The following is a 24,289-nucleotide window of genomic DNA, read 5'->3' as shown; positions in this document are numbered from 1 at the left end:
CCCCCCCCATGATCGGTCGCATCGCCGGCATCCTGCTCGAAAAGAACCCGCCTCACCTGCTCGTCGACTGCAACGGCGTCGGCTACGAAATCGACGTGCCGATGAGCACCTTCTACAACCTGCCGCAAACAGGCGAACGCGTCGTGCTGCTCACGCAGCAGATCGTCCGGGAGGACGCGCACCTGCTGTACGGCTTCCTGACGCTGCAGGAGCGCACGACCTTCCGCGAGCTGCTGAAGATCACCGGCATCGGCGCGCGCATGGCGCTCGCCGTGCTGTCCGGCATGAGCGTGCAGGAGCTCGCGCAGGCCGTGACGATGCAGGACGCCGCGCGCCTCACGCGCCTGCCCGGCATCGGCAAGAAGACGGCCGAGCGCCTGCTGCTCGAGCTGAAGGGCAAGCTCGGCGCCGATCTCGGCGCGCTCGCCGGCGCCGCATCGCCGTCCGACCACGCGACCGACATCCTCAACGCACTGCTCGCGCTCGGTTACTCCGAAAAGGAAGGCCTTGCCGCGATCAAAAACGTGCCGGCCGGCACCGGCGTGTCCGAAGGCATCAAGCTTGCGCTGAAGGCGCTGTCGAAGGCGTAACGCGCGGCCGAACCGGCTGTTGAAGTCAGTGTCGCGCGGCCGCGCGGCGCTCGCCAGTCGGCCGTTTGGTCAGGTGGGCGGGACCACTGCGCGCGGTACAATGGCCGCATGATTGAAACCGACAAACTCGCCACCGAGCAGCGGATCATCGCCGCCACGCCCGCCTCGTCGCACGAGGAGGTGTTCGAACGTGCGCTGCGGCCGCGCCAGCTCGACGACTACGTCGGCCAGGAAAAGGTGCGCGGCCAGCTCGAGATCTTCATCGAAGCCGCCAAGCGCCGCTCGGAGCCGCTCGACCACGTGCTGCTGTTCGGGCCGCCCGGTCTCGGCAAGACGACGCTCGCGCACATCATCGCGCGCGAGATGGGCGTGAACCTGCGCCAGACGTCGGGCCCCGTGCTCGAACGCGCCGGCGATCTCGCCGCGCTGCTGACGAACCTCGAAGCGAACGACGTGCTGTTCATCGACGAGATCCACCGGCTGTCGCCGGTCGTCGAGGAAATCCTGTATCCGGCACTCGAGGATTACCAGATCGACATCATGATCGGCGAAGGCCCGGCCGCGCGCAGCGTGAAGCTCGACCTGCAGCCGTTCACGCTCGTCGGTGCAACCACCCGCGCCGGGATGCTGACCAACCCGCTGCGCGACCGGTTCGGGATCGTCGCGCGGCTCGAGTTCTACGACGCCGAGCAACTGTCGCGCATCGTGCGACGCTCGGCGTCGCTGCTGAACGCGCAGATCGATCCGAACGGCGCGCTGGAAATCGCGAAGCGCGCGCGCGGCACGCCGCGGATCGCGAACCGGCTGCTGCGCCGCGTGCGCGACTTCGCGGAAGTGAAGGCCGACGGCCAGATCACCGCGGCCGTCGCCGATGCCGCGCTCGCGATGCTCGACGTCGATCCGGTCGGCTTCGACCTGATGGACCGCAAGCTGCTCGAGGCGATCCTGTACAAGTTCGACGGCGGCCCGGTCGGCCTCGACAACCTCGCGGCGGCGATCGGCGAGGAGCGCGACACGATCGAGGACGTGATCGAACCGTATCTGATCCAGCAGGGCTTCCTGCAACGCACGCCGCGCGGGCGCGTCGCGACGCTGCTCACCTATCGCCACTTCGGGCTCTCCGTGCCCGACACCGGCCGCGCCGAACGCGGCGCGTGGGATGCCCCCGACGGGAAGTAGCCCGTCGCCCGAGCCGTACCCGCCATGACGACGCCGCCCAGCCGCCACCCCGCCGCACCCGCACCGGGCCCGCGCTGGGCCGAGCCGATCCGCAAGCGGCTCGTGGCCGGCATCACGCACCTGACGGCGGGTGGCGGCGGCCCGTCGCTCGACCTCTCTTCGCCGCCCGGAGATCCCGGGCTGTTCGGCCCCGACGCCATCTGCTGGCGCGTGCATGCCGACTTCACGTCGATGATGACCGGCGGCATCGCCGCGCTGCTGCTGCAGGCGCTCCATCCGCTCGCACTCGCGGGCGTGTGGGATCACTCGTCGTTTCGCACCGACATCCTCGGCCGCTTGCGGCGCACCGCCACGTTCATCACGGGCACGACGTTCGGCAGTCGCGCGGACGCCCTCGCGCTGATCGAGCGCGTGAAAGCGATCCACGCGCGCATAGCGGGTACCGCACCCGACGGTCGGCCGTACCGCGCCGACGATCCGGCGTTGCTGACCTGGGTGCATATCGCTGAAGTATCGAGCTTCCTCGCCGCGCATCTGTGCTACGTGAATCCGGCGCTGCCGGGCGAATTGCAGGACCGCTATTACGCCGAAACGGCATTGATCGCCGAACTGCTCGGCGCACACGAGGTGCCCCGCTCGCGCGCCGAGGTCGCCGCCTATCTCGCGCGCATGCAGCCCGAACTCGAGGCCGGGCCGCATACCTTCGAAGTGATGTCCATCCTGCTGAATGTGCCGGTCGCGACACCCGCGCTGCGGCCGGCCGCGTCGCTGGTGATGCATGCCGGGATCGACCTGCTGCCGCCGTGGGCACAGCGCATGCTCGGCGTGTCGACGTTCGCGCCGTTGCGTCGCGCGGTGGTCCGGCCCGGCGTACGGACCGTCGCCCCCGTGCTGCGCTGGGCGCTCGTCAACGGCGCGTCGAAGCGCGCGCGCCGCCGCGCGACCGCGACACCGCCCGACGGCGACCCGCCAGTCTGACGATCAGCTTCCTCAGAACATTTCAATTTACTGTCAAATTCCTGTGACAAGCTGACGGGCTCGCACCCGCGCACGGTCACACGTCCCGTACGTCCCGCATGTCCGTTACCCGCGCGGTGTCCTGCCAACCCGACCGACACCCTATGCCCGCGATCCCACGCCTGCCGATCCGTTTCGCCCTTGCCGCCAGCCTGTCCGCCGTCTTCGCCCTGACCGCCTGCGGCGGCGACGATGTCGCCGCCGTCGCGCGCACGGACGCGCAGACGCCGTCCGGCGGCACGACGACAACGCCCGCCCCCACGCCGCCTGCCACCGTCACGCCGCAACCGGGCAAGTGGAAGGCCGCCCGCGCGGGCGACCTGATCGACGTGACGCTCGGCGATCTCCATCCGACGCAGGGCGCGATCGGCTACGACCAGATCTATTACAAGCTCGGCCGCTACGAACTGCAGCCCGACAAGAAATTCGACGACTTCTGCGCGGACGAAGGGCTCGGCGGCGTCGCATCGAGCGGCTACACGGCCAAATCGTCGCTGCGCGAACCCGCGAGCTACGCATGTTCGACGACCGACGCGAACGCCCGCGACCGTTCGGTACTGAACCCCGTCGTGATCGGCCCGAACGGCGATGCGCTGTACCTGACCGACGGCCACCACGGCCTGTCGACCTACTACGAAACACCCGACGGCGGCCCGGCGCTGCACGTGCACGTCGTCGTCAAGGACAACCTGAGCGACTACTCGGGCGACGCGTTCTGGCAGCAGATGCAAAACCGCGGCTATGTGCGCCTGAAGAACGGCGAAGGCAAACCGATCGCGGTTGCGCAACTGCCGACCGGGCTCGGCCTGAAGCTCGGGATGACGAACGACCGCTACCGGTCGCTCGTCTATTTCACGCGCGACATCGGCTACAGCAAGCCCGCGCAAGCCACCGACTACCTCGAGTTCTACTGGTCCGACTGGCTGCGCGCGCAGCCGGGCACGTTCTCGCTCGCCGGCTACGACCTGACGCGTGCCGGTGCGACCGACCCCGATCCGGCGAAGGCCGACACGGGCTACCTGAATGCGGTCTGGATTGCGTCGACGCGCATGGTCGCGGCCACGGACCCGGTGATCGACGGCAAGACGGGCGCCGACCTCGGGCGCGCCGATGCGATCAACGGCGGGAAGAAATACAACAAGGGGGAATTCGACAAGCTGCGCCAGCCGATCACGGCCGACAAGCCCGGCAAGATCGCATACGCGCTCGACTACAAGACGCGCCACGGGCTGCCGCAGTAAGGATCATGCACGAATGGGAACCCCGGCCGGCCATGCCGGGCGGGGCCCGCACACTCAGTCAGAGTACCTTGCGATACCCGTCGTCGTCGCTCTCGGCATCGAGGTGCGACACGTCGGCCCATTGCACAACCTGTGCGCGACCGTCCACGTAATCGACGACGTTGATGCTGGTGTTGAGCAACTGATAGTTGCGCGGTGCGGACAGATCGAGCCCGTTCGCGAAGCGATACACGCAATCGAGCACACCGCCGTGCGCGACGCACGCGATCCGGCCACCCGGATGCGCGGCGACGATCGGCTCGAGCGCATGCAGCACGCGGTGATAGAACGCGCGCTGCGACTCGCCGCCTTCCGGCGCGAAGCCCGGATCACGCGTCTGCCAGGCCGCATACGCGTCCGGAAACAGCGCTTCGATCTCGGTGCTGTCGTGCCCCTGGAACGCACCGTACGAGCGTTCGCGCAGCCCTTCACGCAGCAGCAGCGGCAACCCGAGCGCATCGGCAAACGGCAAAGCGGTCTGCTGCGCGCGCATCAGGTCGCTCGAATACACCGCGTCGAGGCGCGCACCGTCACGCGTTTCGCGTGCGAGCCGCGCGGCCAGCCGTTGCGCCTGCGCGAGCCCCGAGTCGGCCAACGGGATGTCGATATGGCCCTGGATGCGCTTGATGCGGTTCCAGGCCGTCTCGCCATGGCGAATGAAAAGAATCTGCGTGGTGGCCATCGCGGTGCGTCTCCGGGAAAGAATCAGGGCCGCACTTGCAGCCAGAACGTCACGGGACCGTCGTTGACGAGCGACACCTGCATGTCGGCGCCGAACTCGCCCGTCTCGACGACCGGATGGCGCGCACGCGCGGCCGCGACGAAGTAGTCGAACAGCCGCGCGCCTTCGTCGGGCGGTGCGGCCGGCGTGAAGCTCGGACGCAGCCCGCTGTTGGTATCGGCCGCCAGCGTGAACTGCGACACGAGCAGCAGGCCGCCCGCGCGGCCCTCGCCGTCGATGTTCGACACGGGGAGGTTCATCTTGCCGGCCGCATCGCTGAACACGCGGTAGCCGAGCATCTTCGCCAGCAGCTTGTCGGCCGCCGCGTCGGTGTCGCCGCGCTCCGCGCAGACGAGCGCGAGCAGGCCCGCGCCGATCTCGCCCGTCGTGCGCTCGCCGACGCGCACGTCGGCGCGCTTCACGCGCTGGATCAGCGCGATCATGCGGTCAGCGTGACGCGCGCGAAGCGGCGCTTGCCGACCTGCACGACGAACTCGCCGGCCTCGACCTTCAGGCCCTTGTCCGACACGATCGCGCCGTCGATCTTCACGCCGCCCTGCTCGATGTTGCGCAGCGCCTCGCTCGTCGACGGCACGAGGCCGGCCTGCTTCAGCAACTGGCCGATCGCCAGCGGTGCGCCGGCGAGCGTGACCGACGGAATGTCGTCCGGCACCCCGCCCTTCGCGCGGTGGTTGAAGTCCTCGAGCGCACGCTCGGCGTCGGGCTGCGAGTGGAACCGCGCGACGATTTCCTGCGCGAGCAGCACCTTGAAATCGCGCGGGTTGCGGCCGCCTTCGGCCTCGCGCTTGAAGCCGGCGATCTCGTCCAGGCTGCGGAACGACAGCAGTTCGAAGTAACGCCACATCAGCGTGTCCGAAATGCTCATCAGCTTGCCGAACATGTCGGTCGGCTTCTCGCTGATGCCGACGTAGTTGCCCTTCGACTTCGACATCTTCTCGACGCCGTCGAGGCCTTCGAGCAGCGGCATCGTCAGGATGCACTGCTGTTCCTGGCCGTACTGCTTCTGCAGTTCGCGGCCGACCAGCAGGTTGAACTTCTGGTCGGTGCCGCCGAGTTCGAGATCGGCATTCAGCGCGACCGAATCGTAGCCCTGCATCAGCGGGTACAGGAATTCGTGGATCGAGATCGGCACGCCACCCTGGAAACGCTTCGTGAAATCCTCGCGCTCGAGAATCCGTGCGACCGTGTAGCGCGACGCGAGCTTGATCATCCCGTCCGCGCCGAGCGGCATCGACCATTCGCTGTTGTAGCGGATCTCGGTCTTCTCGCGATCGAGCACGAGCGCAGCCTGCTCGAAGTAGGTCTTCGCGTTCGACTCGATCTGCTCGCGCGTGAGCGGCGGGCGCGTTGCGTTGCGGCCCGACGGATCGCCGATCAGCGACGTGAAATCGCCGATCAGGAAGATCACCGTGTGGCCGAGGTCCTGCAGCTGACGCATCTTGTTCAGCACGACCGTATGGCCGATGTGGATGTCGGGCGCGGTCGGGTCGAGGCCGAGCTTGATGCGAAGCGGCGTGCCGGTGGCCGCGCTGCGCGCGAGCTTCTGCGCGAACTCTTCCTCGATCAGCAGCTCGTCGACGCCGCGCTTCGTGACGGCGAGCGCATGCCGGACTTCGTCGGTGATCGGGAAAACAGGCTTGGAACTGGGTTCGGTGCTCATCGGTGCCAGGAAGAATGTCGCAAAAACAGGGATTTTCCCATAACTTGCGCGCGCATCGCTTAACGACGCGTCACGTTACGCGGATAATCGGGCGCAAGACGCGCGGCACCGGCCCGCGCCGCATGATCGAGGAGAACCCAACGTGCCGCAACGACCTCCGCAAAACGCCCATCCGGCCGACGGCATCTACTTCGGGCTGATGTCGGGAACCAGCATGGACGGCGTCGACGGTGTCGCCGTGCGTTTCGAGACCGGCAAGGCGCCGGTCGTGCTCGCGGAAGCGTTCGTCGGATTCGCGCAATCGCTGCGCGACGCGCTGTTCGCGCTGCAACAGCCCGGCGACAACGAGATCGACCGCGAATCGCTCGCGGCCAACGCACTCGTCACGCGCTACGCGGTGTGCTGCCACGAACTGCAGCGCACGGCCGGGCTGTCGCGCGACCAGATCCGCGCGATCGGCGTGCACGGCCAGACGGTGCGCCATCGCCCCGAGCGCGGTTATACGCGGCAGCTCAACAATCCGGCGCTGCTCGCCGAGTTGACCCATGTCGACGTGATCGCCGATTTCCGCAGCCGCGACGTCGCCGCGGGCGGCCACGGCGCACCGCTCGCGCCGGCGTTCCATGCGACGGTATTCGGCGCGCCGGGCGAGACGCGCGTTGTCTGCAATCTCGGCGGGATCAGCAACATCACGATCCTGCCCGGCGAAGGCGGCGACGTGCGCGGCTTCGACTGCGGCCCCGCGAATGCACTGATCGACGAATGGGCGACCCGCCATCTCGGCAAGCCGTACGACGACGGCGGCAAGTTCGCCGCGCGCGGCACCGTGCACGCGCCGCTGCTCGACGCGCTGCTCGACGAGCCGTATTTCGCCGCGCCGCCGCCGAAAAGCACCGGACGCGACCTGTTCAACCCCGCGTGGCTCGACGCGAAGCTCGCCGCGTTCGCACAGGTCGCGCCGGAGGACGTGCAGGCGACCCTCACGGCGCTCACCGCCGTGTCGGTCGCGCGCGAGATCGCGCAGCACGCCCCCGGCTGCAAGGCCGTCTTCGTGTGCGGCGGCGGCGCGCGCAACCCGGTGCTGCTCGACGCGCTCAGGCAAGCGCTGCGCGAGGCCGGCGTGCCGGCCACGGTCGATACGACGGCCGCGCTCGGCGTGCCGCCTCAACAGGTCGAGGCGCTCGCGTTCGCGTGGCTCGCGTACCGCTTCACCGCGCGCCAGCCCGGCAATCTCGCGACGGTCACCGGTGCGGCCGGCGACCGCGTGCTCGGCGCGCTCTATCCGCGCTGATTCGAATCCAGCCGCGCTGTGCTCGCCGCGTATGGGCGCAAAAAAACGGGGCATGAAGCCCCGTTTTTCATTCCGGCGAACCGGAAGGAATCTGCCGTGCGCTCAGACCGAGAACGACGAACCGCACCCGCAGGTGGTGCTCGCGTTCGGGTTCTTGATCACGAACTGGGCGCCGTTGAGGTCGTCCTTGTAGTCGATCTCGGCGCCAACCAGGTACTGGTAGCTCATCGAGTCGATCAGGAGCTGGACGCCGTTCTTGTTCATCACGGTGTCGTCCTCGTTGACTTCCTCGTCGAACGTAAAGCCATACTGGAAGCCGGAGCAGCCGCCACCCTGCACGAACACGCGCAGCTTCAGGTCGGGATTGCCCTCTTCGTCGATCAGTTGCTTGACCTTGTCGGCCGCGGCGTCGGTGAAGACGAACGGAACCGGCATTTCGGCCGTCGTTGCTGCGGATTCGGTAACAGCGTTCATTGCGAACTCTCCAAAAAGCTTTAGCCGCTATTGTAGGGCCGATCAGAAGATCGTGCTGAAGTCCATGAAATCAATAGGTTCTTGTCGATTTCATCAAACGTACCCGGGCGGACCGCCGCTGCACGGGCATGCAAGCGGGCATAAAAAAACCGCCAGCGTGAAAGCTGGCGGTTTTTCCGGCGGACGCCGCCCGAAAGCGGCGAGGCCATGAAGCGGAATTAACGCTTCGAGAACTGCTTGGCGCGGCGTGCCTTGCGCAGACCGACCTTCTTACGCTCGACTTCACGCGCATCGCGCGTCACGAAGCCTGCGCTCGACAGCGACGGCTTGAGCGTCGCATCGTAGTCGATCAGTGCACGGGTGATGCCGTGGCGCACTGCGCCTGCCTGACCCGTTTCACCGCCACCATTCACGTTCACCTTGATGTCGAACGTCTGGCCGTGGTTCGTGAGTTCCAGCGGTTGACGCACGATCATCAGCGACGTTTCGCGCGAGAAGTAGTCGGCGATGGGCTTGCCGTTGACGACGATGTCGCCCTTGCCAGCCTTGATGAAGACACGAGCGACTGCGCTCTTGCGGCGGCCCGTACCGTAGTTCCAGTTACCGATCATGTGGGTCCCCTTAGATCTCGAGCGCCTTCGGCTGTTGAGCCGAGTGCGGATGCGTCGCTTCTGCGTAGACCTTCAGCTTCTTGATCATCGCGTAGCCGAGCGGGCCCTTCGGCAGCATGCCCTTGACCGCTTTCTCGAGCGCACGGCCCGGGAAGCGTTCTTGCATCTTGCCGAACGTCGTTTCATAGATGCCGCCCGGGTAGCCCGAGTGACGGTAGTACTTCTTGTCCAGAGTCTTGTTGCCCGTGACCTTCAACTTGCTGGCGTTGATGATGATGATGAAATCACCAGTGTCGACGTGCGGGGTGAACTCAGGCTTGTGCTTGCCGCGCAGACGGCGTGCCACTTCGCTGGCAACACGGCCGAGAACCTTATCCGTCGCGTCAATCACGTACCATTCGCGCGTCACCTCATGGGCTTTTGCGGAAAACGTCTTCATGATCGATCCAAAAAAAATGCTTTGCCCGATGTGTTCTTCCTGCTTGTCTGTGTGCGCTTCGAGGCGCGGTGCAGGCTCTCCCTGTTCTTTTTCCGTGGGCATGAATGCGGAAAAGCCCTGAATTATAAAGGAAATACGGCGACGCGGTCAAAGGGAATCCACGTCCCGTGTCCGCGGCGCCCGAAATGGGCCAAAATCCGTTCGTGCCCCGACAAGCCAGGCGATCCGAGCGCCCGGGGAGGCACCCATCGACGTGCGGCACCTGACCTTGCCGCGCCAGACCGGCCGAACACGGAAAACAACAAACAAGCATGATGAAACAACGACTTACGCCCTTCTTCGCGGCCACGCTGGTGGCCGCCGCGGCGCCTGCCGTCGCCGCCCACGCCAGTTGCGAAGCCAAGCTCGACGCGCTCGATGCGCGCATTGCCGAAGCCCGGACCGCCCATGCCGAGGATCGCGTCGCCCGCCTGCGCGCGGTGCGAGAACGCGTACGCCACTTCTGCGCACGCGGCCACGGCCATGCGTCGGCCGTCCACGCGCCGGCGCCTGACGCGCGCTCGCGCGGCACCGCGCCCGACGCAACGTCGCAGCCGGCCGCGCGGCAGCCCGCCTAACGATGCCCGGGGCGCGCGAACCGCGCGACGATGTTTGCATGGGACGAAAAAAAGCCCGAACGGCTGGTTCGGGCTTAATCCACCTAAGGAGGAGGGTGGAGGAGACATGCGGAGGTTGCCGCAGCGCGACAACCAATGAGGCTCATTATACGAACGCGCCGCCGACTTCACAAGAAAATTTGCATTACGAAATCAAGCACCATGATGTGAAATTTATGACAGGGCGTCTCAAAAAAGCATTTCTTCTTTTAAATCAGTGGCATAAGACCCGATAACACCGTCGCAAATCCGCTCCGCCTAGAGTAAAACCCCTAAAAACAGCAAGGAAATTGTCGTCCGACGCGCTGCCGCGCCGCGCCCGCCCGGGTCCGGCATTTCACGTCGTGCGGTGCATCAGCCGAGCGTTGCGCTGCGGGCTACAATGCCGGATCGAATCCGAATCAGGCAACGCTGGAGTGCAAGCATGGAATGCAAAGTAAGCTGGATGGGTCAGGACGGCATGGCGTTTTCCGCCGAGACCGGAAGCGGGCACCTCGTCGCGATGGACGGCGCGCCCGAAGGCGGCGGCCACAACCTCGCGCCGCGCCCGATGGAAATGGTGCTGCTCGGCACCGGCGGCTGCACGGCCTATGACGTCGTGCTGATCCTGAAGAAGAGCCGCCAGGAAGTCACCGGCTGCTCGGTCACGCTGAAGGCCGAGCGCGCGAGCGAAGATCCGAAGGTGTTCACGAAGGTGCACTTCCACTTCACCGTCACGGGCCGCAACCTGAGCCCGGCCACGGTCGAGCGCGCGATCAACCTGTCGCACGACAAGTACTGCTCCGCGTCGATCATGATCGCGAAGACGGCCGAACTCACGCATTCGTTCGACATCGTCGCCGCCTGAAGCCACGGCGCGCGCATGAAAAAAGGGCCGGCGCTCCGCAAGGAGACGCCGGCCCTTTCGCATTCGAACGGCAAAGCAGGCCGATAAGCCGGATTCTGTGCACGCTGTGCGCCGAAACGCCCAGCGCGTGGCAGCCATTCCTCTAGGCGCGCCATTGCTGACGCGCTCAAGCTTCCTACCCGCAGACGAGACGGGGGCCCCGTCCTGCATCCGAAAATGCGCGCCTGCCTACTTGGAATTGCTCCGGGTGGAGGTTACCGTGCCGGCGAACGTCGCCGTCGCCGCGGTGCGCTCTTACCGCACCGTTTCACCCTTACCTGATCCCGGCTTGCGCCGGGCCATCGGCGGTTTGCTTTCTGTTGCCCTGTTCCGCGTGTCGCCACGGATGGCCGTTAGCCATCACCCTGCCCTGTGGAGTCCGGACTTTCCTCGCCCCCGCGCGCCCGAAGGCGGCGAGGCCGCGACTGCCTGGCCTGCTTTGCGACGCGCATTCTAGCACTGCGCGACGCGGCCGGGCTCAGCGTCATGCGCAAGCCGCGGCGCGGACCAGTCGATCCGCGCGAAATCCGCCGCCCCGCTACCGGCCGTGTGGCCGGCTTCGCGCGGCGGCGCACCGGTCACGCGAGTTTCCAGCCGATCGTCTCGCCGCCGCGCAACGGCACGACCGGCGTATCGCCCGCGAAGATCTCGCGCGGCAGCTCCCACGCCTCGCGGCGCAGCGTCACGGTCTCGGCGCTGCGCGGCAGCCCGTAGAAATCGGCGCCGAAGAAGCTCGCGAAACCTTCCAGCTTGTCGAGCGCGCCGGCGTGGTCGAACGCTTCCGCGTACAGCTCGAGCGCGTGCAGCGCCGTGTAGCAGCCCGCGCAGCCGCACGCGGTTTCCTTCGCGTCGCGTGCATGCGGCGCGCTGTCGGTGCCGAGGAAGAAGCGCGGGTTGCCCGACGTCGCGGCTTCGACCAGCGCGACGCGATGCGTCTCGCGCTTCAGCACGGGCAGGCAGTAGTAATGCGGGCGAATCCCGCCGACGAACAGCGCGTTGCGGTTGTACAGCAGGTGATGCGCGGTGATCGTCGCGCCGAGCAGGCCGGGCGCGGCGTCGGCATCGCGCACGTAGTCGGCCGCGTCCTTCGTGGTGATGTGCTCGAACACGACCTTCAGGCCCGGGAAATCGCGGCGCAGCGGCGTCATCACGCGGTCGATGAAGACCTTCTCGCGGTCGAACAGGTCGATCGACGCATCGGTCACCTCGCCGTGCACGAGCAGCGGCATGCCGGTTTCCTGCATCGCCTCGAGCGTCTTCGCGCATTTCGCGAGATCGGTGACGCCGTGGTCGGAATTCGTCGTCGCGCCGGCCGGGTACAGCTTCACGCCGTGCACGAAGCCGCTTTCGCGCGCGCGGCGGATCTCGTCGGGCGGCGTGTTGTCGGTCAGGTACAGCGTCATCAACGGTTCGAACGTCATCCCGGCCGGCAGCGCGGCCAGGATGCGCTCTCGATAGGCCTGCGCCTGCGCGGTGGTCGTCACCGGCGGTTTCAGGTTCGGCATGACGATCGCGCGGCCGAACTGGCGCGCGGTGTGCGGCAGCACGGCGGCCAGCATGTCGCCGTCTCGCAGGTGCAGGTGCCAGTCGTCGGGACGGGCGAGCGAGAGCGTCGCCGGGGAGGAAGCGTTCGAGGCAGTCATAGGAGGCATCGTGAGGAACGTGCTGGCCATCGGCGGGGCCGGAACCCACGTGCGCGGGCCGACTGACGGCAAACCGCAACACGAGGCCTTCGGCCGGCGGAATCCGCTTTTTACCGCTGAGGGCTCGGTGATATGCTAGAAGCCGCATTGTACCGGGGTTCGCCCGGTTCGTTACCCCCCGCCTCTGCCTGCCGCCCCAAGTAAAATGTGCCAACTCTTAGGAATGAACTGCGCCGCGCCGACGGACGTCACATTCTCCTTCACAGGTTTCGCGGCCCGGGGCGGGCTCACCGATCACCATGCCGACGGCTGGGGCATCGCGTTCTTCGAGGACAAGGCCTGCCGCCTGTTCATCGATCACCAGGCCTCGGCCACCTCGCCGATCGCCGAAATGGTGAAGCGCTACCCGATCAAGTCCAAGAACACGATCGCGCACATCCGCAAGGCCACGCAAGGGCACATCCTGCTCGAGAACAGCCACCCGTTCATGCGCGAGCTGTGGGGCCGGCACTGGATCTTTGCGCATAACGGCGACCTGCAGGACTACGCACCAGACATGGACGGCAGCGTCTACCATCCAGTCGGCACGACCGACAGCGAACAGGCGTTCTGCGTGCTGATGCAGGGGCTGCGCGAGGCATTTCCCGGCGCGCAGCCGCCGCTGCCCGAGCTGTTCGAGCGGGTCGGCGAGCTGACGCGCGGCATCACCGATCACGGCGTGTTCAACTTCCTGATGTCGAACGGCCAGGCGCTCTTCGCGCACTGCTCGACTCGGCTGCACTACCTCGTGCGGCGCTGGCCGTTCTCGACCGCGCATCTGGTCGACGAAGACCTGTCGATCGACTTCGCGAAATACACGACGCCCGAGGATCGCGTCGCGGTGATCGCGACGCAGCCGCTCACCGACAACGAAGTCTGGACCGCGTTCGAGCCGGGCGAGCTGATCATGTTCCAGTGCGGCGACGTCGCCGCGCGGATGCAGATCCCGGTGCCCGAGCGCGTGCTCGAGAAGCTGCGCAATCCGGCGCTCGACGCGTCGGCATCGGCGCCGCGCGACGCACGCGAGGCGCTCGCAACCGCCGCCGACGGCGATTCGGACGACGCGATCGACTTCTGAGCGCGGCGCGGCGGCGCCCTTCCCTCTTCGCCACGACACGACACCGCAAGACAATCGCCCGCAACGCCCGGTTGCGGCGTTCGGTTGCGTTCGGTTGCGTGCGCACGCGATGCGGCAACCTTCGCGGCCGGAGAAAATCGCTCGCCCGGCGCCGAATTCGTTTCATCCGAACCACACTCGGGCATATCGAATCAACACCGCACAACATTCGCTTGATTTAATTAATTTCCGAGCGAAAATAACACAAATACAAAATAAATAAATCAGCGGATTCGCAATACATATAATCCGGAAGCCACATTTTAGCGCAGCATCCCGACGCAAACCGTGCGCCACCCCACCGATCCGGCATTCATCGATTGATATCGACAAATTCCCACAAAGCCTTATCCACAAAGGCTTTCAGTTCGATTCATCACACAATCAAAATATACCGCCAGAAGTCGGCATTATCGCCACACTCATTATTTTTTTGATAATCGAGCGCCCTCTCGATCAGTAGACTCCGTTCATCCTCGGTGTAACGAATCACGCTTGGCGCAGAAACGGCCACGGCCGCTGCACGTCCATTCAGGCCATTTCTCCACCGCGGATTGCGATTTCACTGCAGCGCGGTGAATACCACTTCAAAAAAAGAAAGAGAGGCTTGTCGTGAATCACTCATTTCGATCGATATGGAGCGAGGCCGCCGGCTGCTGGGTCGCGGTTGCGGAAACGACACGGGCGCGCGGCAAGCGTTCGGGCAGCGAATCGGGCACAAGCCGCCGTGCCGTACGCGCGGCCGCGCGCCGGTCGCCGTTTCGCGTCGCGGCGCTGAGCGCCGCGCTGGCCGCGCTGTCGGCCGGCTCCGCGTATGCGTCGACGTGCGGCAGCGGCGCGGCGGTCGCGAGCGGCGGCAACTGCGCGCTCGGCAGTTTCAGCCCGACCGTCAACGACAACCTGGCCGGCGCCACGACCGTGTCGGGCGGCGACCGGGTCGGCCTGACGGGTGCATGGACCGGCGCGACCGGCGACATGGGCTACACGCTGACGCCGCTCAGCGGCACGTCCGTCGTGTCGGGTAATCCCAACCAGCCGCTGCTGTCGATCGGCGGCAAGACGCAGAGCGTCAGCACGCCCGACGCGATCACCGGCGGCCATGCGTCGGTCGCCACCTACGACTCGACCACGTTTGCCGCGTCGAGCGCGGGTTCGACCAGCGTACCCGTCTATCACGACGTGAACGGTAACCAGTACGTGAACACGCGGATCGGCACGGTCGACAGCTCCGGCGGCACGCTCGACGTGTCGATCGGCAACCCGGCGAGCTCGCCTGCGGCAGCCGGCAACGCGATCACGATGGCGCCGAAGAACAGCGACCTGTTCGTCGCGGACGGCACGGGCGCCGCGAAAAGCGTCGTCAACTGGAATTCGCGCAACCAGATCTGGCTCGGCACGGGCGACTATCTCGCGAGCGGCGGCCCCGTCAGCCATGTCCTGCTCGACGTGCCGGCCTATGCGGGCACCTTCACCGCGTTCAACGGCAGCGCGTGGACCGTCACCGATGCCGCGTCGCTCGCCGCGTACAACAACTTTCTCGTGCGGTCGGTCCAGAACGGCGCGCTCGGTTCGCAGGCCGCCTACGACAACGCGTTCAGCCAGGCCGTCACGTTCTCCACGCAATCCTTCGAGTATGCGAACAACGTGTCGCCGAGCGACAAGAATGCGCTGCCGCTGAACTATCTGTCGGTACTGCACGGCACGGGCGCGAACGCGACGCTGCACATCGGCAAGGATGGCCAGATCGACTTCCGCGGCACCAATACGATCGCCTCGAGCTCGGCGGTCCTCGCCGAAAACGGCGCGCACTTCGTCAACGACGGACGCCTGTCGGGCGACTTCACGCTCGTGCGCCTGCTGACCGGCGCGAGCGGCGTCAACAACGGCGTGATCTCGTCCGGCTACGCCGCCGGCGACAACTTCAATACGGGCGGCACCGCGCTGCCCGACAACTTCAGCCTCAACGCGTACACCGAGGGTAACGGCGTCTACGCGAACGGTGCGGGCACGACGTTCGTCAACCACGGCGTGATGAACGTCGGCGCGTGGACCTTCAACAGCACGCGCCCGGACCTGCAGAACTACGCGGTGGCCGCGACGGGCGGCGCGAGCGCATCGAACGCCGGCACGATCAACGTCGGCGTCAACGCGACGACGCTCGACAGCCAGGTGATCGGCGGCCTCGTCGACGGCGGCAGCTTCACGAACGAAGCCGGCGGCACGATCTACCTCGGCCGCGCGGCCCAGTACGACGCCGCGTCGCCGGAAGCCGCGAATGACGTCGCGCTGTCCGCGCACGCGTACGGCATCCTGCTCGGCGCATCCGGCACCGCGAGCAACCTCGGCACGATCGTGATCGGCTCGCAGACGCAGAACGGCGCCGCGCTGGCGAGCATCGGCTCGTCGTCCGGCACGCTGAGCAACGCGGGCACGATCGTCGTCAACGGCGCGGCGCCCGGCACGCCGCTCGCGAACGTCGGCATGCTGGCCTCCGACACCGCCGCGACCGTGACCAACACGGGCACCATCACGCTGAACGGCGTGAACGGCATCGGCATCATGGTCGTCGGAACCGGCACGAACGCGACCGCCGCGACCTCGACCGGCACGATCAACGTGGCCGGCGGCCTCGATCCCGCATCGGGCACGCGCAACTACGGCGTGTGGGCCGAAGGGCCGCTCGCGAAGGCGACGCTCGACGGCGCGCTCAACCTGACGGGCACCGGCGCGATCGGCGTGCACGCGCGCTCGGGTGCGACGATCGACGTCGGTGCGAACGCGGTGCCCGCGTTCATGTCGGGCACCAGCCAGATCGGCTTTTACGCGTATGGCGCGGGTTCGAAGATCAACGTCGCCGCGCAGCACCTCAGCGTCGACACCGACGACTCGACGCTGTTCCGCGTCGCGGGCGGCGCGGCCTACACCGGCGCGTCGACGGCCGGCGCGCTGACGACCGACGTCAACGGCCAGCGCGCGCACGGCGTGCTCGCGACCGACGCCGGCACCACGCTGTCGACCGGCAACGCGATCTACAACGTCAACGGCGCGAATAGCATCGCGATCGCGGTCGAAGGCGGCGCGAAGGGCACGATCGACGCGGGTGCGACGATCAACCTGAACGCGGCCGGCGCCATTGCGGGCGTCGTCGACGGCCAGGCGCACGACCTTACCGGCGCGAATGCCGGCGCGCCGGCCGCGACGACGCTGATCAACGACGCCGCCGTCACGTCGTCGTCCGCCGGCGTGACGGGCTTCGTCGCGCAAAACCTCGGCACGCTCGAGAACCGCGACACGGTGCTGCTGACGGGCGCCGGCTCGACCGGCGTCGTGGCCGGCACGCTCGGCACGGTGAACAACGCGTCGACGATCCGCGTCTCCGACGGCACCGGCGCGCTCGTGCAGGGCGCGTCCGCGACGCTCGCCAACACGGGTTCGATCGAAGCCGACGACGGCATCGCGGGCGTGCGCCTGACGGGCGCCGGTGCGTCGGTCGCCCTGTCGGGCGCGGGCACCGTCATCGCGAACGGCAGCGCCGACGGCGTGCTGATCGACTCGACCGTATCGGGCGGCGGGCTTGCCGCCGGCGCGACGTCGATCGCGGTCGGCGGATCGGGCAGCGGGATCCGCAACCTCGGCACGAATGCAACGATCGCGTTGTCCGGCACGCAGGTCGCCACCACCGGCAACGGCGCCGATGGCCTCACGTCGACCGGCGCGGGCGCGCGCATCGCGACCGATGCGGCAACGGTCGTCCGCACCGCCGGCGCCAACGCGCGCGGCCTGTTCGTGTCGGGCGCGGCTTCGACGCTCGCGGCCACCGGCACGACCGTCGCGACGACCGGTGCCGGCGCGCATGCGATCGTGATGGACGGCGGTGCGACGGCGCTACTGTCGGGCACGGCCATCACCGCGTCGGGCAGTGCGGCCGATGGCGTCGTCGCGCAGAACGGCGGCCGCGTCGCCGATGCAGGGTCGTCGATCGCCAGCGCGGCCGGCAATGGCGCGACCGCGGACAGCGGCGGCGTGCTCGCGTTGACCGGCACGACGCTCAAGGGCGCGACGGCCGGCGTGCTGACGTCGGACACACTGGCGAACGGCGCGACGAGCTCGGTACTCGTCGACGGCGGCAGCGTGACGTCCGCCGCCGGGCCGGCATTCCTTGCGCGCGGCGGCACGGCCGACATCGCGGTGCGCAACGGCACGGTCGTGACGGCCGGCAACGGTACGCTGCTGAGTCTCGTGAACGGCAGCAACGTGACGTTCAACGCGTCGGCGGTGAACCTCGCCGGCGACATCGTCTCCGACGCATCGAGCACCGGCAACGTGTTCCTCGCGAACGGCACGACGCTGACGGGCAAGATCGATCCGGTCGCGCTGACGATCGACGGCACGAGCACATGGCGCATGACGGGCAGCTCGGTGCTGAGCAGCCTGAACAACGCGGGCCTGGTTGCGTTCGCCGCGCCGGTCGGCTCGCCGACGCTCACGGGCAGCTACAAGACGCTGACGACCGGCAGCTACGTCGGCAACGGCGGCACGATCGCGCTCAACACGTATCTCGGCGCCGATGCGTCGCCGACCGACCAGCTGATCGTGAACGGCGGCACCGCGAGCGGCACGACCGGCCTGAAGATCGCCAATACAGCCGGCACCGGCGCACAGACCAGGGGCGACGGGATTCCCGTGGTCGTCGCCACGAACGGCGGCACGACCACGGCATCGGCATTCCAGCTGGCAGGCCCCGTGCAGGCCGGCGCCTACGAGTACCGGCTCTACCGCGGCGGCCAGAGCGGCACGAACAACTGGTACCTGCGTTCGCAACTCGACTCGACGGACCCGGGCGACCCGATCGATCCGGCCACCACGAACGGCGGCGGCGGCAACGGGAATGGCAACGGCGGCACGCTCGCGTATCGTCCGGGCGTCGCCGGCTACGCGTTGACGCCGCTGCTGAACGCCGACTACGGCTTCTCGACGCTCGGCAAGCTGCACGAGCGCGTGGGCGACATCTACAACCTCGGAAAGCAGCAGCCCGGCAACCGCGACGGTGTGTGGGGGCGCATCGGCGGCGAGAGCCTCGATGCGGACGCGGGGCGCTTCGCAGCCGACGAGCGTACGTTCTTCGCGCAGTTCGGCAAGGACTGGACGCTCGACCAGGCGCCGAACGGCGGCGGCAGCACGCATGCGGGCGTGACGGCCAGCATCGGCGTGTCGAACGCGAGCTTCAGCGACATGGCGCGCGCCGGCTCGCCGAACCTGTCGACGTCGACGGGCTCGGTCGAGATGCACGCGCAGAGCGTCGGCGGCTACTGGACGCGCTATCTGTCCGACGGCACGTACTTCGACAGCGTCGGACAGGTCACGCACTACGGCAACCGCTATCGCGACAGCTACGGCAACGAGGCGTCGCAGAACGGCTTCGGCTTCGCGCTGTCGCAAGAGGTCGGCAAGCCGTTCGCGATCGGCAACACGCCGATCGCGGTCGAGCCGCAGGCGCAGTTGATGTATCAGTACCTGAAACTGAACGGGTTCAACGACAACGTGTCGGCCGTGTCGGGCACGACGACCAACGCGCTGCGCGGCCGCGTCGGCGTGCGCATCTTCCGGCCGAACCTCGCCGCGGATTCGGGCGGCGGCGCCGCGACGCCGTACTTCACGGCCGACGTGCTGCACGACTTCCTGTCGCCGGGCCAGACCGTCGTCGGCGGCACGCCGTTCGCGACGCATCTCGGCCGCACGTGGTACGAGCTCGGCGTCGGCGTCACCGCGGGCTTCGGCAAGTCGGGCGAGCTGTACGCGAATGCGAAGATCGCGCGCAACATCGGCGGCGCGTATCGGCGCGGCGTCGTCGGACAGGTCGGCTACCGGTACAGCTGGTAACGAACGGCGCACGGCCCCGTCCGTCGGCTGCGAGCAACGGCAGCCGGCGAACAAAAAACCGCCCGGCGTTCGGCCGGGCGGTTTCGTATTGGCGCGCACGAAGCGCACGCGATATGCGAACGCTCAGTGCAGGATCTTCGCGAGGAAGTCCTTCGCGCGTTCCGATTTCGGATTCGAGAAGAAATCGTCCTTGCGGTCGTCCTCGACGATCGCGCCCTTGTCCATGAAGATCACGCGATGCGCGACCTTCTTCGCGAAGCCCATCTCGTGCGTGACGACCATCATCGTCATCCCTTCCTGCGCGAGTTCGACCATCACGTCGAGCACTTCGTTGATCATCTCGGGATCGAGCGCGGACGTCGGTTCGTCGAACAGCATCGCGATCGGGTCCATCGACAGCGCGCGCGCGATCGCGACACGCTGCTGCTGGCCGCCCGACAGCTGGCCCGGGAACTTGTGCGCATGCGCCTTCAGGCCGACGCGATCGAGCAGCTTCATGCCCTTCTCGTTCGCCTCGTCCTTGCCGCGGCCGAGCACCTTGACCTGCGCGAGCGTCAGGTTCTCGGTGATCGACAGGTGCGGGAACAGCTCGAAATGCTGGAACACCATCCCGACCTTCGAGCGCAGCTTCGACAGGTTCGTCTTCTTGTCGCCGACCGACTGGCCGTTCACCAGGATCTCGCCCTGCTGGAACGGCTCGAGGCCGTTCACGGTCTTGATCAGCGTCGACTTGCCGGAGCCCGACGGGCCGCACACGACGACCACTTCGCCCTTCTTGACCTCGGTCGTGCAGTCGGTGAGGACCTGAAACTGGCCGTACCACTTCGAAACGTTCTTGATGGAAATCATCGTGTGACCTTTTTCTGGAGACTCTTGACGAGAACAGACGCCAACGAGCAAATCACGAAATAACATGCGCCGGCGAACAGGACCATCTCGACGGTCGTGCCGTCGCGATCGCCGACGTTGGCGGCCGTGCGGAAGAAGTCCGCGAGACTGATCACGTACACGAGCGACGTATCCTGGAACAGGACGATCGCCTGCGTGAGCAGCAGCGGCACCATTGCGCGGAATGCCTGCGGCAGGATCACGAGGCGCATCGCCTGCGCGTAGTTCATGCCGAGCGCGAACGCGGCGTTCACCTGCCCGCGCGGCACCGACTGAATGCCGGCGCGGATGATCTCGGAATAATACGCGGCTTCGAACAGCGAGAACGCGACCATCGCCGATGCGAGACGGATGTCGATCGTCGGCGACAACCCGAGCACGCCCTGCAGCAGCTGCGGCACGATCAGGAAGAACCACAGCAGCACCATCACGAGCGGGATCGAGCGGAACACCGTCACGTAGCCCTGCGCGAACCACGCGAGCGGCTTGACGCCCGACAGCCGCATCAGCGCCAGCAGCGTGCCCCAGACGATCCCGATCACGATCGCGATCAGCGTGATCTGCAACGTGACGATCGCACCCGTCCACAGCGTCGGCAGCGCGCCGGGAATACTACTCCAGTCGAACTGATGCATCACTTGCCTCCGATATAGCCGGGCAGCCGCGTACGGGCTTCGATCCAGCGCATGAACGCCATCACGACCAGGTTGATCAGCACGTACGCGAGCGTGACCGCGATGAACGACTCATAGGTCTGCGCGGTGTAGTCGACGAGCTGGCGTGCCTGCGCGGACAGGTCGAGCAGGCCGATCGTCGACGCGACGGCGGAGTTCTTGAAGATATTCAGGAATTCCGACGTGAGCGGCGGCACGATGATCCGGTACGCAACGGGCAGCAGCACGTAGCGGTACGTCTGCCATTGCGTGAAGCCCATCGCGAGGCCGGCGGCGCGCTGGCCCTTCGGCAGCGCGTTGATCCCCGAGCGCACCTGTTCGCACACGCGCGCGCCCGTGAACAGGCCGAGACAGATGATCGACGCGGTAAAGAACTGCGTGCCGGGCGGCAACTGCTTGATCCAGGTGCCGATCGACGCGGGCAGCAGCTCGGGTATCACGAGATACCAGACGAAGAACTGCACGATCAGCGGAATGTTCCGGAAGATCGACACGTACAGGGTGCCGAGCGCGGACAGCCATTTGTTCGGCACGGTGCGCAGCACGCCGAACAACGATCCGACGATCAGCGCGATGACCCAGGCGGCGAGCGACACTTCGATCGTCACCCAGAAGCCGGACATCAGCCATCCGAAATAAGTCGTCGGCTCGCCGGTCGACACGGGGCTCAGGAAGATGCCCCAGTTCCAGTGGTAAGACATGGGCAAGACTCCAGCAAAAAGAGACGGAAGAAGCGTGGCCTCTTCCGTCTCATTAGCGTCATTTCTGCATCAACGGCCGTGCGGTCAGTCGAGCGCCTTGTCGTTCGGGTTCGCGTACAGCTTCTTCATCGAATCGGACAGCGGGAAGTTCAGGTTCAGCCCCTTCGGCGGAATCGGGTTCTCGAACCACTTCGCGTAGATCTTCGCGGCGTCGCCCGACTTCTCGACCTGCGAGATCGCGTCGTCGACGACCTTCTTGAAATCGGTATCGCCCTTGCGCATCATGCAGCCGTACGCTTCTTCCGATTGCGGCGTGCCGACGATCACCCACTCGCCCGGCTGCTTCGCCTTCGCACGCTCGCCCGCGAGCAGCGCGTCATCCATCATGAACGCGACCGCGCGGCCCGATTCGAGCGTATTGAACGAATCGCCGTGATCCTTCGCGCTGATGATGTTCATGCCGAGCTGCTTCTCGTTGTTCATCTTGCGCAGCAGGCGCTCGGACGTCGTGCCGGCGGTCGTCACGACCGTCTTGCCCTTCAGGTCCGCGAAATCCTTGACGCCCGAATCCTTCTTCGTCATCAGGCGCGTGCCGATCACGAAGATCGTGTCGGAGAACGCAGCCTGCTGCTGACGCTCGGCGTTGTTGGTCGTCGAGCCGCACTCGATGTCGACCGTGCCGTTCTGCACCAGCGGAATGCGGTTCTGCGACGTGACCGGAATGTTCTTCACCTGCAGGTTCGGCAGGTTCAGCTTCTTCTTCACCGCGTCGACCACCTTCATCTGGAATTCGCGCGAATAACCGACCACCTGCTGGTTCTGGTCGTAGTAGGAGAACGGGATCGACGATTCGCGGTGGCCCAGCGCGATCACGCCCGTGTCCTTGATCTTCTTCAGCGTGCCCGTCTCCTGAGCATGCGCGCCGCTTGCGAATGCGCAAAGCGCCGCGATCATCAGGACAGCCTTTTGGTATTTCATTTTGGTCATCTCCTTGGCTAAAACCCGCGCCAGTGTATCAAAGTAATATTTTTGAAAGTACTGGTTGTTTACCGCACTACGAATCGCCCCGTGCGAAGCCTTCCTCCCGGCTCCGGGCAGCCCGAATGCGCGCGCGGGCGGTGCCGGATCCGGCACCGCCCGCGAGGGTTCATATCCGCAATCGGGTGGATTGCGTCATGAATCGATCGAAGTCGACGATCAGGGGTAGAGGCCGCGCATTTCGCGCGCCATCAGGATGCGCTTGCACGCAACGATGAACGCCGCCGTGCGCACCGACACCTTGTGCTCTTCCGCGACCGCCCACACGCCGGCGAACGCATCGCGCATCACGCGCTCGAGACGATGGTTGATCTCGTCTTCCGTCCAGAAGAAGCTCGAGAAATCCTGCACCCACTCGAAGTACGACACGGTCACGCCACCCGCGTTCGCGATCACGTCGGGGATCACGAGCACGCCGTTCGCGCTCAGGATGTCGTCCGCCGCCGTCGTCGTCGGGCCGTTCGCGCCTTCGACGATGATCTTCGTGCGGATCTTCGATGCGTTCTTCTCGGTGATCTGGTTTTCCAGTGCCGCCGGGATCAGGATGTCGGTTTCGACCGTCCAGAACTCGTCGTTCGGCATCGGCTCAGCGCCTTCGAAGCCCGCGACACCGCCCGTGCGTGCGACGTGGTCGAGCAGCTTGTTCGAATCGAGGCCGGCCGGCTGGTAGATCGTGCCCGTGTGATCCTGCACCGCGATCACCTTCGAACCCGCTTCCTGGAACAGCTTCGCCGCGATGCCGCCGACGTTGCCGAAGCCCTGCACCGCGATGCGCGCGCCTGCGATTTCGAGGCCCTTCTTCTTCGCCGCTTCCGAACCGACGACGAACACGCCGCGGCCCGTTGCTTCCTTGCGGCCGAGCGAACCGCCGAGCGCGATCGGCTTGCCGGTCACGACGCCGGTCGACGTCTGGCCCTGGTTCATCGAGTAGGTGTCCATCATCCACGCCATCACCTGTTCGTTGGTGTTGACGTCCGGCGCCGGAATGTCGGTGTTCGGGCCGATGATGATGCCGATTTCGCTGGTGTAGCGGCGCGTCACGCGCTCGAGCTCACCACGCGACAGCTTGCGCGGGTCGACGCGGATACCGCCCTTCGCGCCGCCGTACGGCACGTTCACGGCCGCGTTCTTGACCGACATCCATGCGGACAGTGCCATCACTTCCGACAGCGTCACGTCCTGGTGGTAGCGCACGCCACCCTTGCCCGGGCCGCGCGACACGTTGTGCTGCACGCGATAGCCTTCGAAGTGCGCGACGGTGCCGTTGTCGAGCTCGATGGGGCAGTCGACGATCAGGATGCGCTTCGGACGCTTCAGCGTCTCGAGCCAGCGCGACAGCGAGCCGAGGTACGGCGCGACGCGATCGACTTGCTGAAGGTAGTTGCCCCACGGGCCGAGATCGTCGGCGTGCAGGTAGGACGGGATGGACTGCAATTGCGAAGACATGGATGCTCCAACGGTCAACAGGTGCGCACATTGTCGAA

General features: G+C 66.5%; 21 protein-coding genes and 1 other RNA gene. 9 read left to right on the top strand and 13 right to left on the bottom strand.

From position 1 onward, the window contains the following. The first annotated feature begins 8 nt into the window (after positions 1–8). From ruvA to H3H55_RS03150, 4 genes are all read left to right on the top strand, one after another. Complete coding sequence (gene ruvA / locus H3H55_RS03165) at positions 9–590, top strand: Holliday junction branch migration protein RuvA (RefSeq protein WP_129513724.1); 582 nt, start codon at positions 9–11, stop codon at positions 588–590. A 108-nt stretch (positions 591–698) separates the two neighbouring features. After that, the gene (ruvB, locus tag H3H55_RS03160; RefSeq protein ID WP_193097638.1) at positions 699–1,769 is read left to right on the top strand and encodes a Holliday junction branch migration DNA helicase RuvB; all 1,071 of its coding nucleotides are present in this window, start codon (positions 699–701) and stop codon (positions 1,767–1,769) included. A 24-nt stretch (positions 1,770–1,793) separates the two neighbouring features. After that, the gene (locus H3H55_RS03155; RefSeq protein ID WP_193097637.1) at positions 1,794–2,747 is read left to right on the top strand and encodes an oxygenase MpaB family protein; all 954 of its coding nucleotides are present in this window, start codon (positions 1,794–1,796) and stop codon (positions 2,745–2,747) included. A gap of 143 nt (positions 2,748–2,890) precedes the next feature. Then, a complete protein-coding gene (locus H3H55_RS03150; protein WP_226799922.1) occupies positions 2,891–4,027 on the top strand; it encodes a ParB/Srx family N-terminal domain-containing protein in 1,137 nt (378 codons plus the stop codon). A 58-nt stretch (positions 4,028–4,085) separates the two neighbouring features. Here H3H55_RS03150 and H3H55_RS03145 read toward each other — a convergent pair whose 3' ends face one another. From H3H55_RS03145 to tyrS, 3 genes are read right to left on the bottom strand one after another with little or no spacing between them, the layout of a single operon-like run. Further along, a complete protein-coding gene (locus tag H3H55_RS03145; protein ID WP_193097636.1) occupies positions 4,086–4,748 on the bottom strand; it encodes a histidine phosphatase family protein in 663 nt (220 codons plus the stop codon). A 23-nt stretch (positions 4,749–4,771) separates the two neighbouring features. Continuing rightward, a complete protein-coding gene (dtd, locus tag H3H55_RS03140; RefSeq protein ID WP_048251602.1) occupies positions 4,772–5,230 on the bottom strand; it encodes a D-aminoacyl-tRNA deacylase in 459 nt (152 codons plus the stop codon). Beyond that, positions 5,227–6,468, bottom strand: a complete 1,242-nt coding sequence (tyrS, locus tag H3H55_RS03135) for a tyrosine--tRNA ligase (RefSeq protein WP_129513720.1) — start codon at positions 6,466–6,468, stop codon at positions 5,227–5,229. Before tyrS ends, dtd begins: the two co-directional genes overlap by 4 nt. Positions 6,469–6,610: 142 nt before the next feature. Between tyrS and H3H55_RS03130 the strand changes: the two genes are divergently transcribed. Further along, a complete protein-coding gene (locus H3H55_RS03130) occupies positions 6,611–7,759 on the top strand; it encodes an anhydro-N-acetylmuramic acid kinase (protein ID WP_193097635.1) in 1,149 nt (382 codons plus the stop codon). Positions 7,760–7,861: 102 nt separating this feature from the next. Here H3H55_RS03130 and erpA read toward each other — a convergent pair whose 3' ends face one another. The 3 genes from erpA to rplM form a co-directional block, all read right to left on the bottom strand. Further along, complete coding sequence (gene erpA, locus H3H55_RS03125) at positions 7,862–8,233, bottom strand: iron-sulfur cluster insertion protein ErpA (protein ID WP_011350956.1); 372 nt, start codon at positions 8,231–8,233, stop codon at positions 7,862–7,864. 218 nt (positions 8,234–8,451) lie between these two features. Then, entirely contained in the window at positions 8,452–8,844 is a 393-nt protein-coding gene (gene rpsI / locus H3H55_RS03120; RefSeq protein WP_048251223.1) for a 30S ribosomal protein S9, read from the bottom strand. Between the two features lie 10 nt (positions 8,845–8,854). Then, positions 8,855–9,283 (bottom strand): 50S ribosomal protein L13, encoded by a 429-nt coding sequence (rplM, locus tag H3H55_RS03115; RefSeq protein ID WP_009687896.1) that lies wholly within the window; start codon positions 9,281–9,283, stop codon positions 8,855–8,857. 311 nt (positions 9,284–9,594) lie between these two features. Here rplM and H3H55_RS03110 point away from each other — a divergent pair, with 311 nt between their 5' ends. Further along, positions 9,595–9,900 carry a DUF1090 family protein gene (locus H3H55_RS03110; RefSeq protein ID WP_129513718.1) on the top strand — a complete coding sequence of 102 codons (306 nt, stop codon included), beginning with the start codon at positions 9,595–9,597 and terminating at the stop codon, positions 9,898–9,900. Positions 9,901–10,321: 421 nt separating this feature from the next. Beyond that, the gene (locus H3H55_RS03105; RefSeq protein ID WP_193097634.1) at positions 10,322–10,786 is read left to right on the top strand and encodes an OsmC family protein; all 465 of its coding nucleotides are present in this window, start codon (positions 10,322–10,324) and stop codon (positions 10,784–10,786) included. Between the two features lie 68 nt (positions 10,787–10,854). Here H3H55_RS03105 and rnpB read toward each other — a convergent pair. Both rnpB and pyrC read right to left on the bottom strand, forming a co-directional pair. Beyond that, an RNA gene (gene rnpB / locus H3H55_RS03100) (RNase P RNA component class A) lies at positions 10,855–11,266 on the bottom strand. Between the two features lie 137 nt (positions 11,267–11,403). Further along, positions 11,404–12,468: a dihydroorotase gene (pyrC, locus tag H3H55_RS03095; RefSeq protein WP_027788369.1), complete on the bottom strand. Its 1,065-nt coding sequence runs from the start codon at positions 12,466–12,468 to the stop codon at positions 11,404–11,406. Between the two features lie 205 nt (positions 12,469–12,673). Here pyrC and H3H55_RS03090 point away from each other — a divergent pair, with 205 nt between their 5' ends. Next, positions 12,674–13,585 carry a class II glutamine amidotransferase gene (locus H3H55_RS03090; protein WP_114176117.1) on the top strand — a complete coding sequence of 304 codons (912 nt, stop codon included), beginning with the start codon at positions 12,674–12,676 and terminating at the stop codon, positions 13,583–13,585. A gap of 651 nt (positions 13,586–14,236) precedes the next feature. After that, positions 14,237–19,504, top strand: coding sequence for an autotransporter outer membrane beta-barrel domain-containing protein (locus H3H55_RS03085; protein WP_193097633.1), 5,268 nt, complete (start codon positions 14,237–14,239; stop codon positions 19,502–19,504). Between the two features lie 123 nt (positions 19,505–19,627). Here H3H55_RS03085 and H3H55_RS03080 read toward each other — a convergent pair whose 3' ends face one another. The 5 genes from H3H55_RS03080 to H3H55_RS03060 all read right to left on the bottom strand — a co-directional run bounded on the left by H3H55_RS03080 (position 19,628) and on the right by H3H55_RS03060 (position 24,251). Further along, positions 19,628–20,353, bottom strand: a complete 726-nt coding sequence (locus H3H55_RS03080; RefSeq protein WP_011350949.1) for an amino acid ABC transporter ATP-binding protein — start codon at positions 20,351–20,353, stop codon at positions 19,628–19,630. Beyond that, positions 20,350–21,027 carry a glutamate/aspartate ABC transporter permease GltK gene (gltK, locus tag H3H55_RS03075; RefSeq protein ID WP_129513714.1) on the bottom strand — a complete coding sequence of 226 codons (678 nt, stop codon included), beginning with the start codon at positions 21,025–21,027 and terminating at the stop codon, positions 20,350–20,352. Before gltK ends, H3H55_RS03080 begins: the two co-directional genes overlap by 4 nt. After that, positions 21,027–21,767: an amino acid ABC transporter permease gene (locus H3H55_RS03070; RefSeq protein ID WP_129513713.1), complete on the bottom strand. Its 741-nt coding sequence runs from the start codon at positions 21,765–21,767 to the stop codon at positions 21,027–21,029. Before H3H55_RS03070 ends, gltK begins: the two co-directional genes overlap by 1 nt. An 84-nt stretch (positions 21,768–21,851) precedes the next feature. After that, positions 21,852–22,745, bottom strand: coding sequence for a glutamate/aspartate ABC transporter substrate-binding protein (locus tag H3H55_RS03065; RefSeq protein WP_164991988.1), 894 nt, complete (start codon positions 22,743–22,745; stop codon positions 21,852–21,854). Between the two features lie 219 nt (positions 22,746–22,964). Then, the gene (locus H3H55_RS03060; protein WP_193097632.1) at positions 22,965–24,251 is read right to left on the bottom strand and encodes a Glu/Leu/Phe/Val family dehydrogenase; all 1,287 of its coding nucleotides are present in this window, start codon (positions 24,249–24,251) and stop codon (positions 22,965–22,967) included. Positions 24,252–24,289: the final 38 nt, after the last annotated feature.

This window comes from Burkholderia sp. Z1 (genome assembly GCF_014893795.1).
GTDB lineage: Bacteria > Pseudomonadota > Gammaproteobacteria > Burkholderiales > Burkholderiaceae > Burkholderia > Burkholderia theae.
Note: the sequence above shows the minus strand (reverse complement) of the source record. Positions and strands in the feature narration are given on the sequence as shown.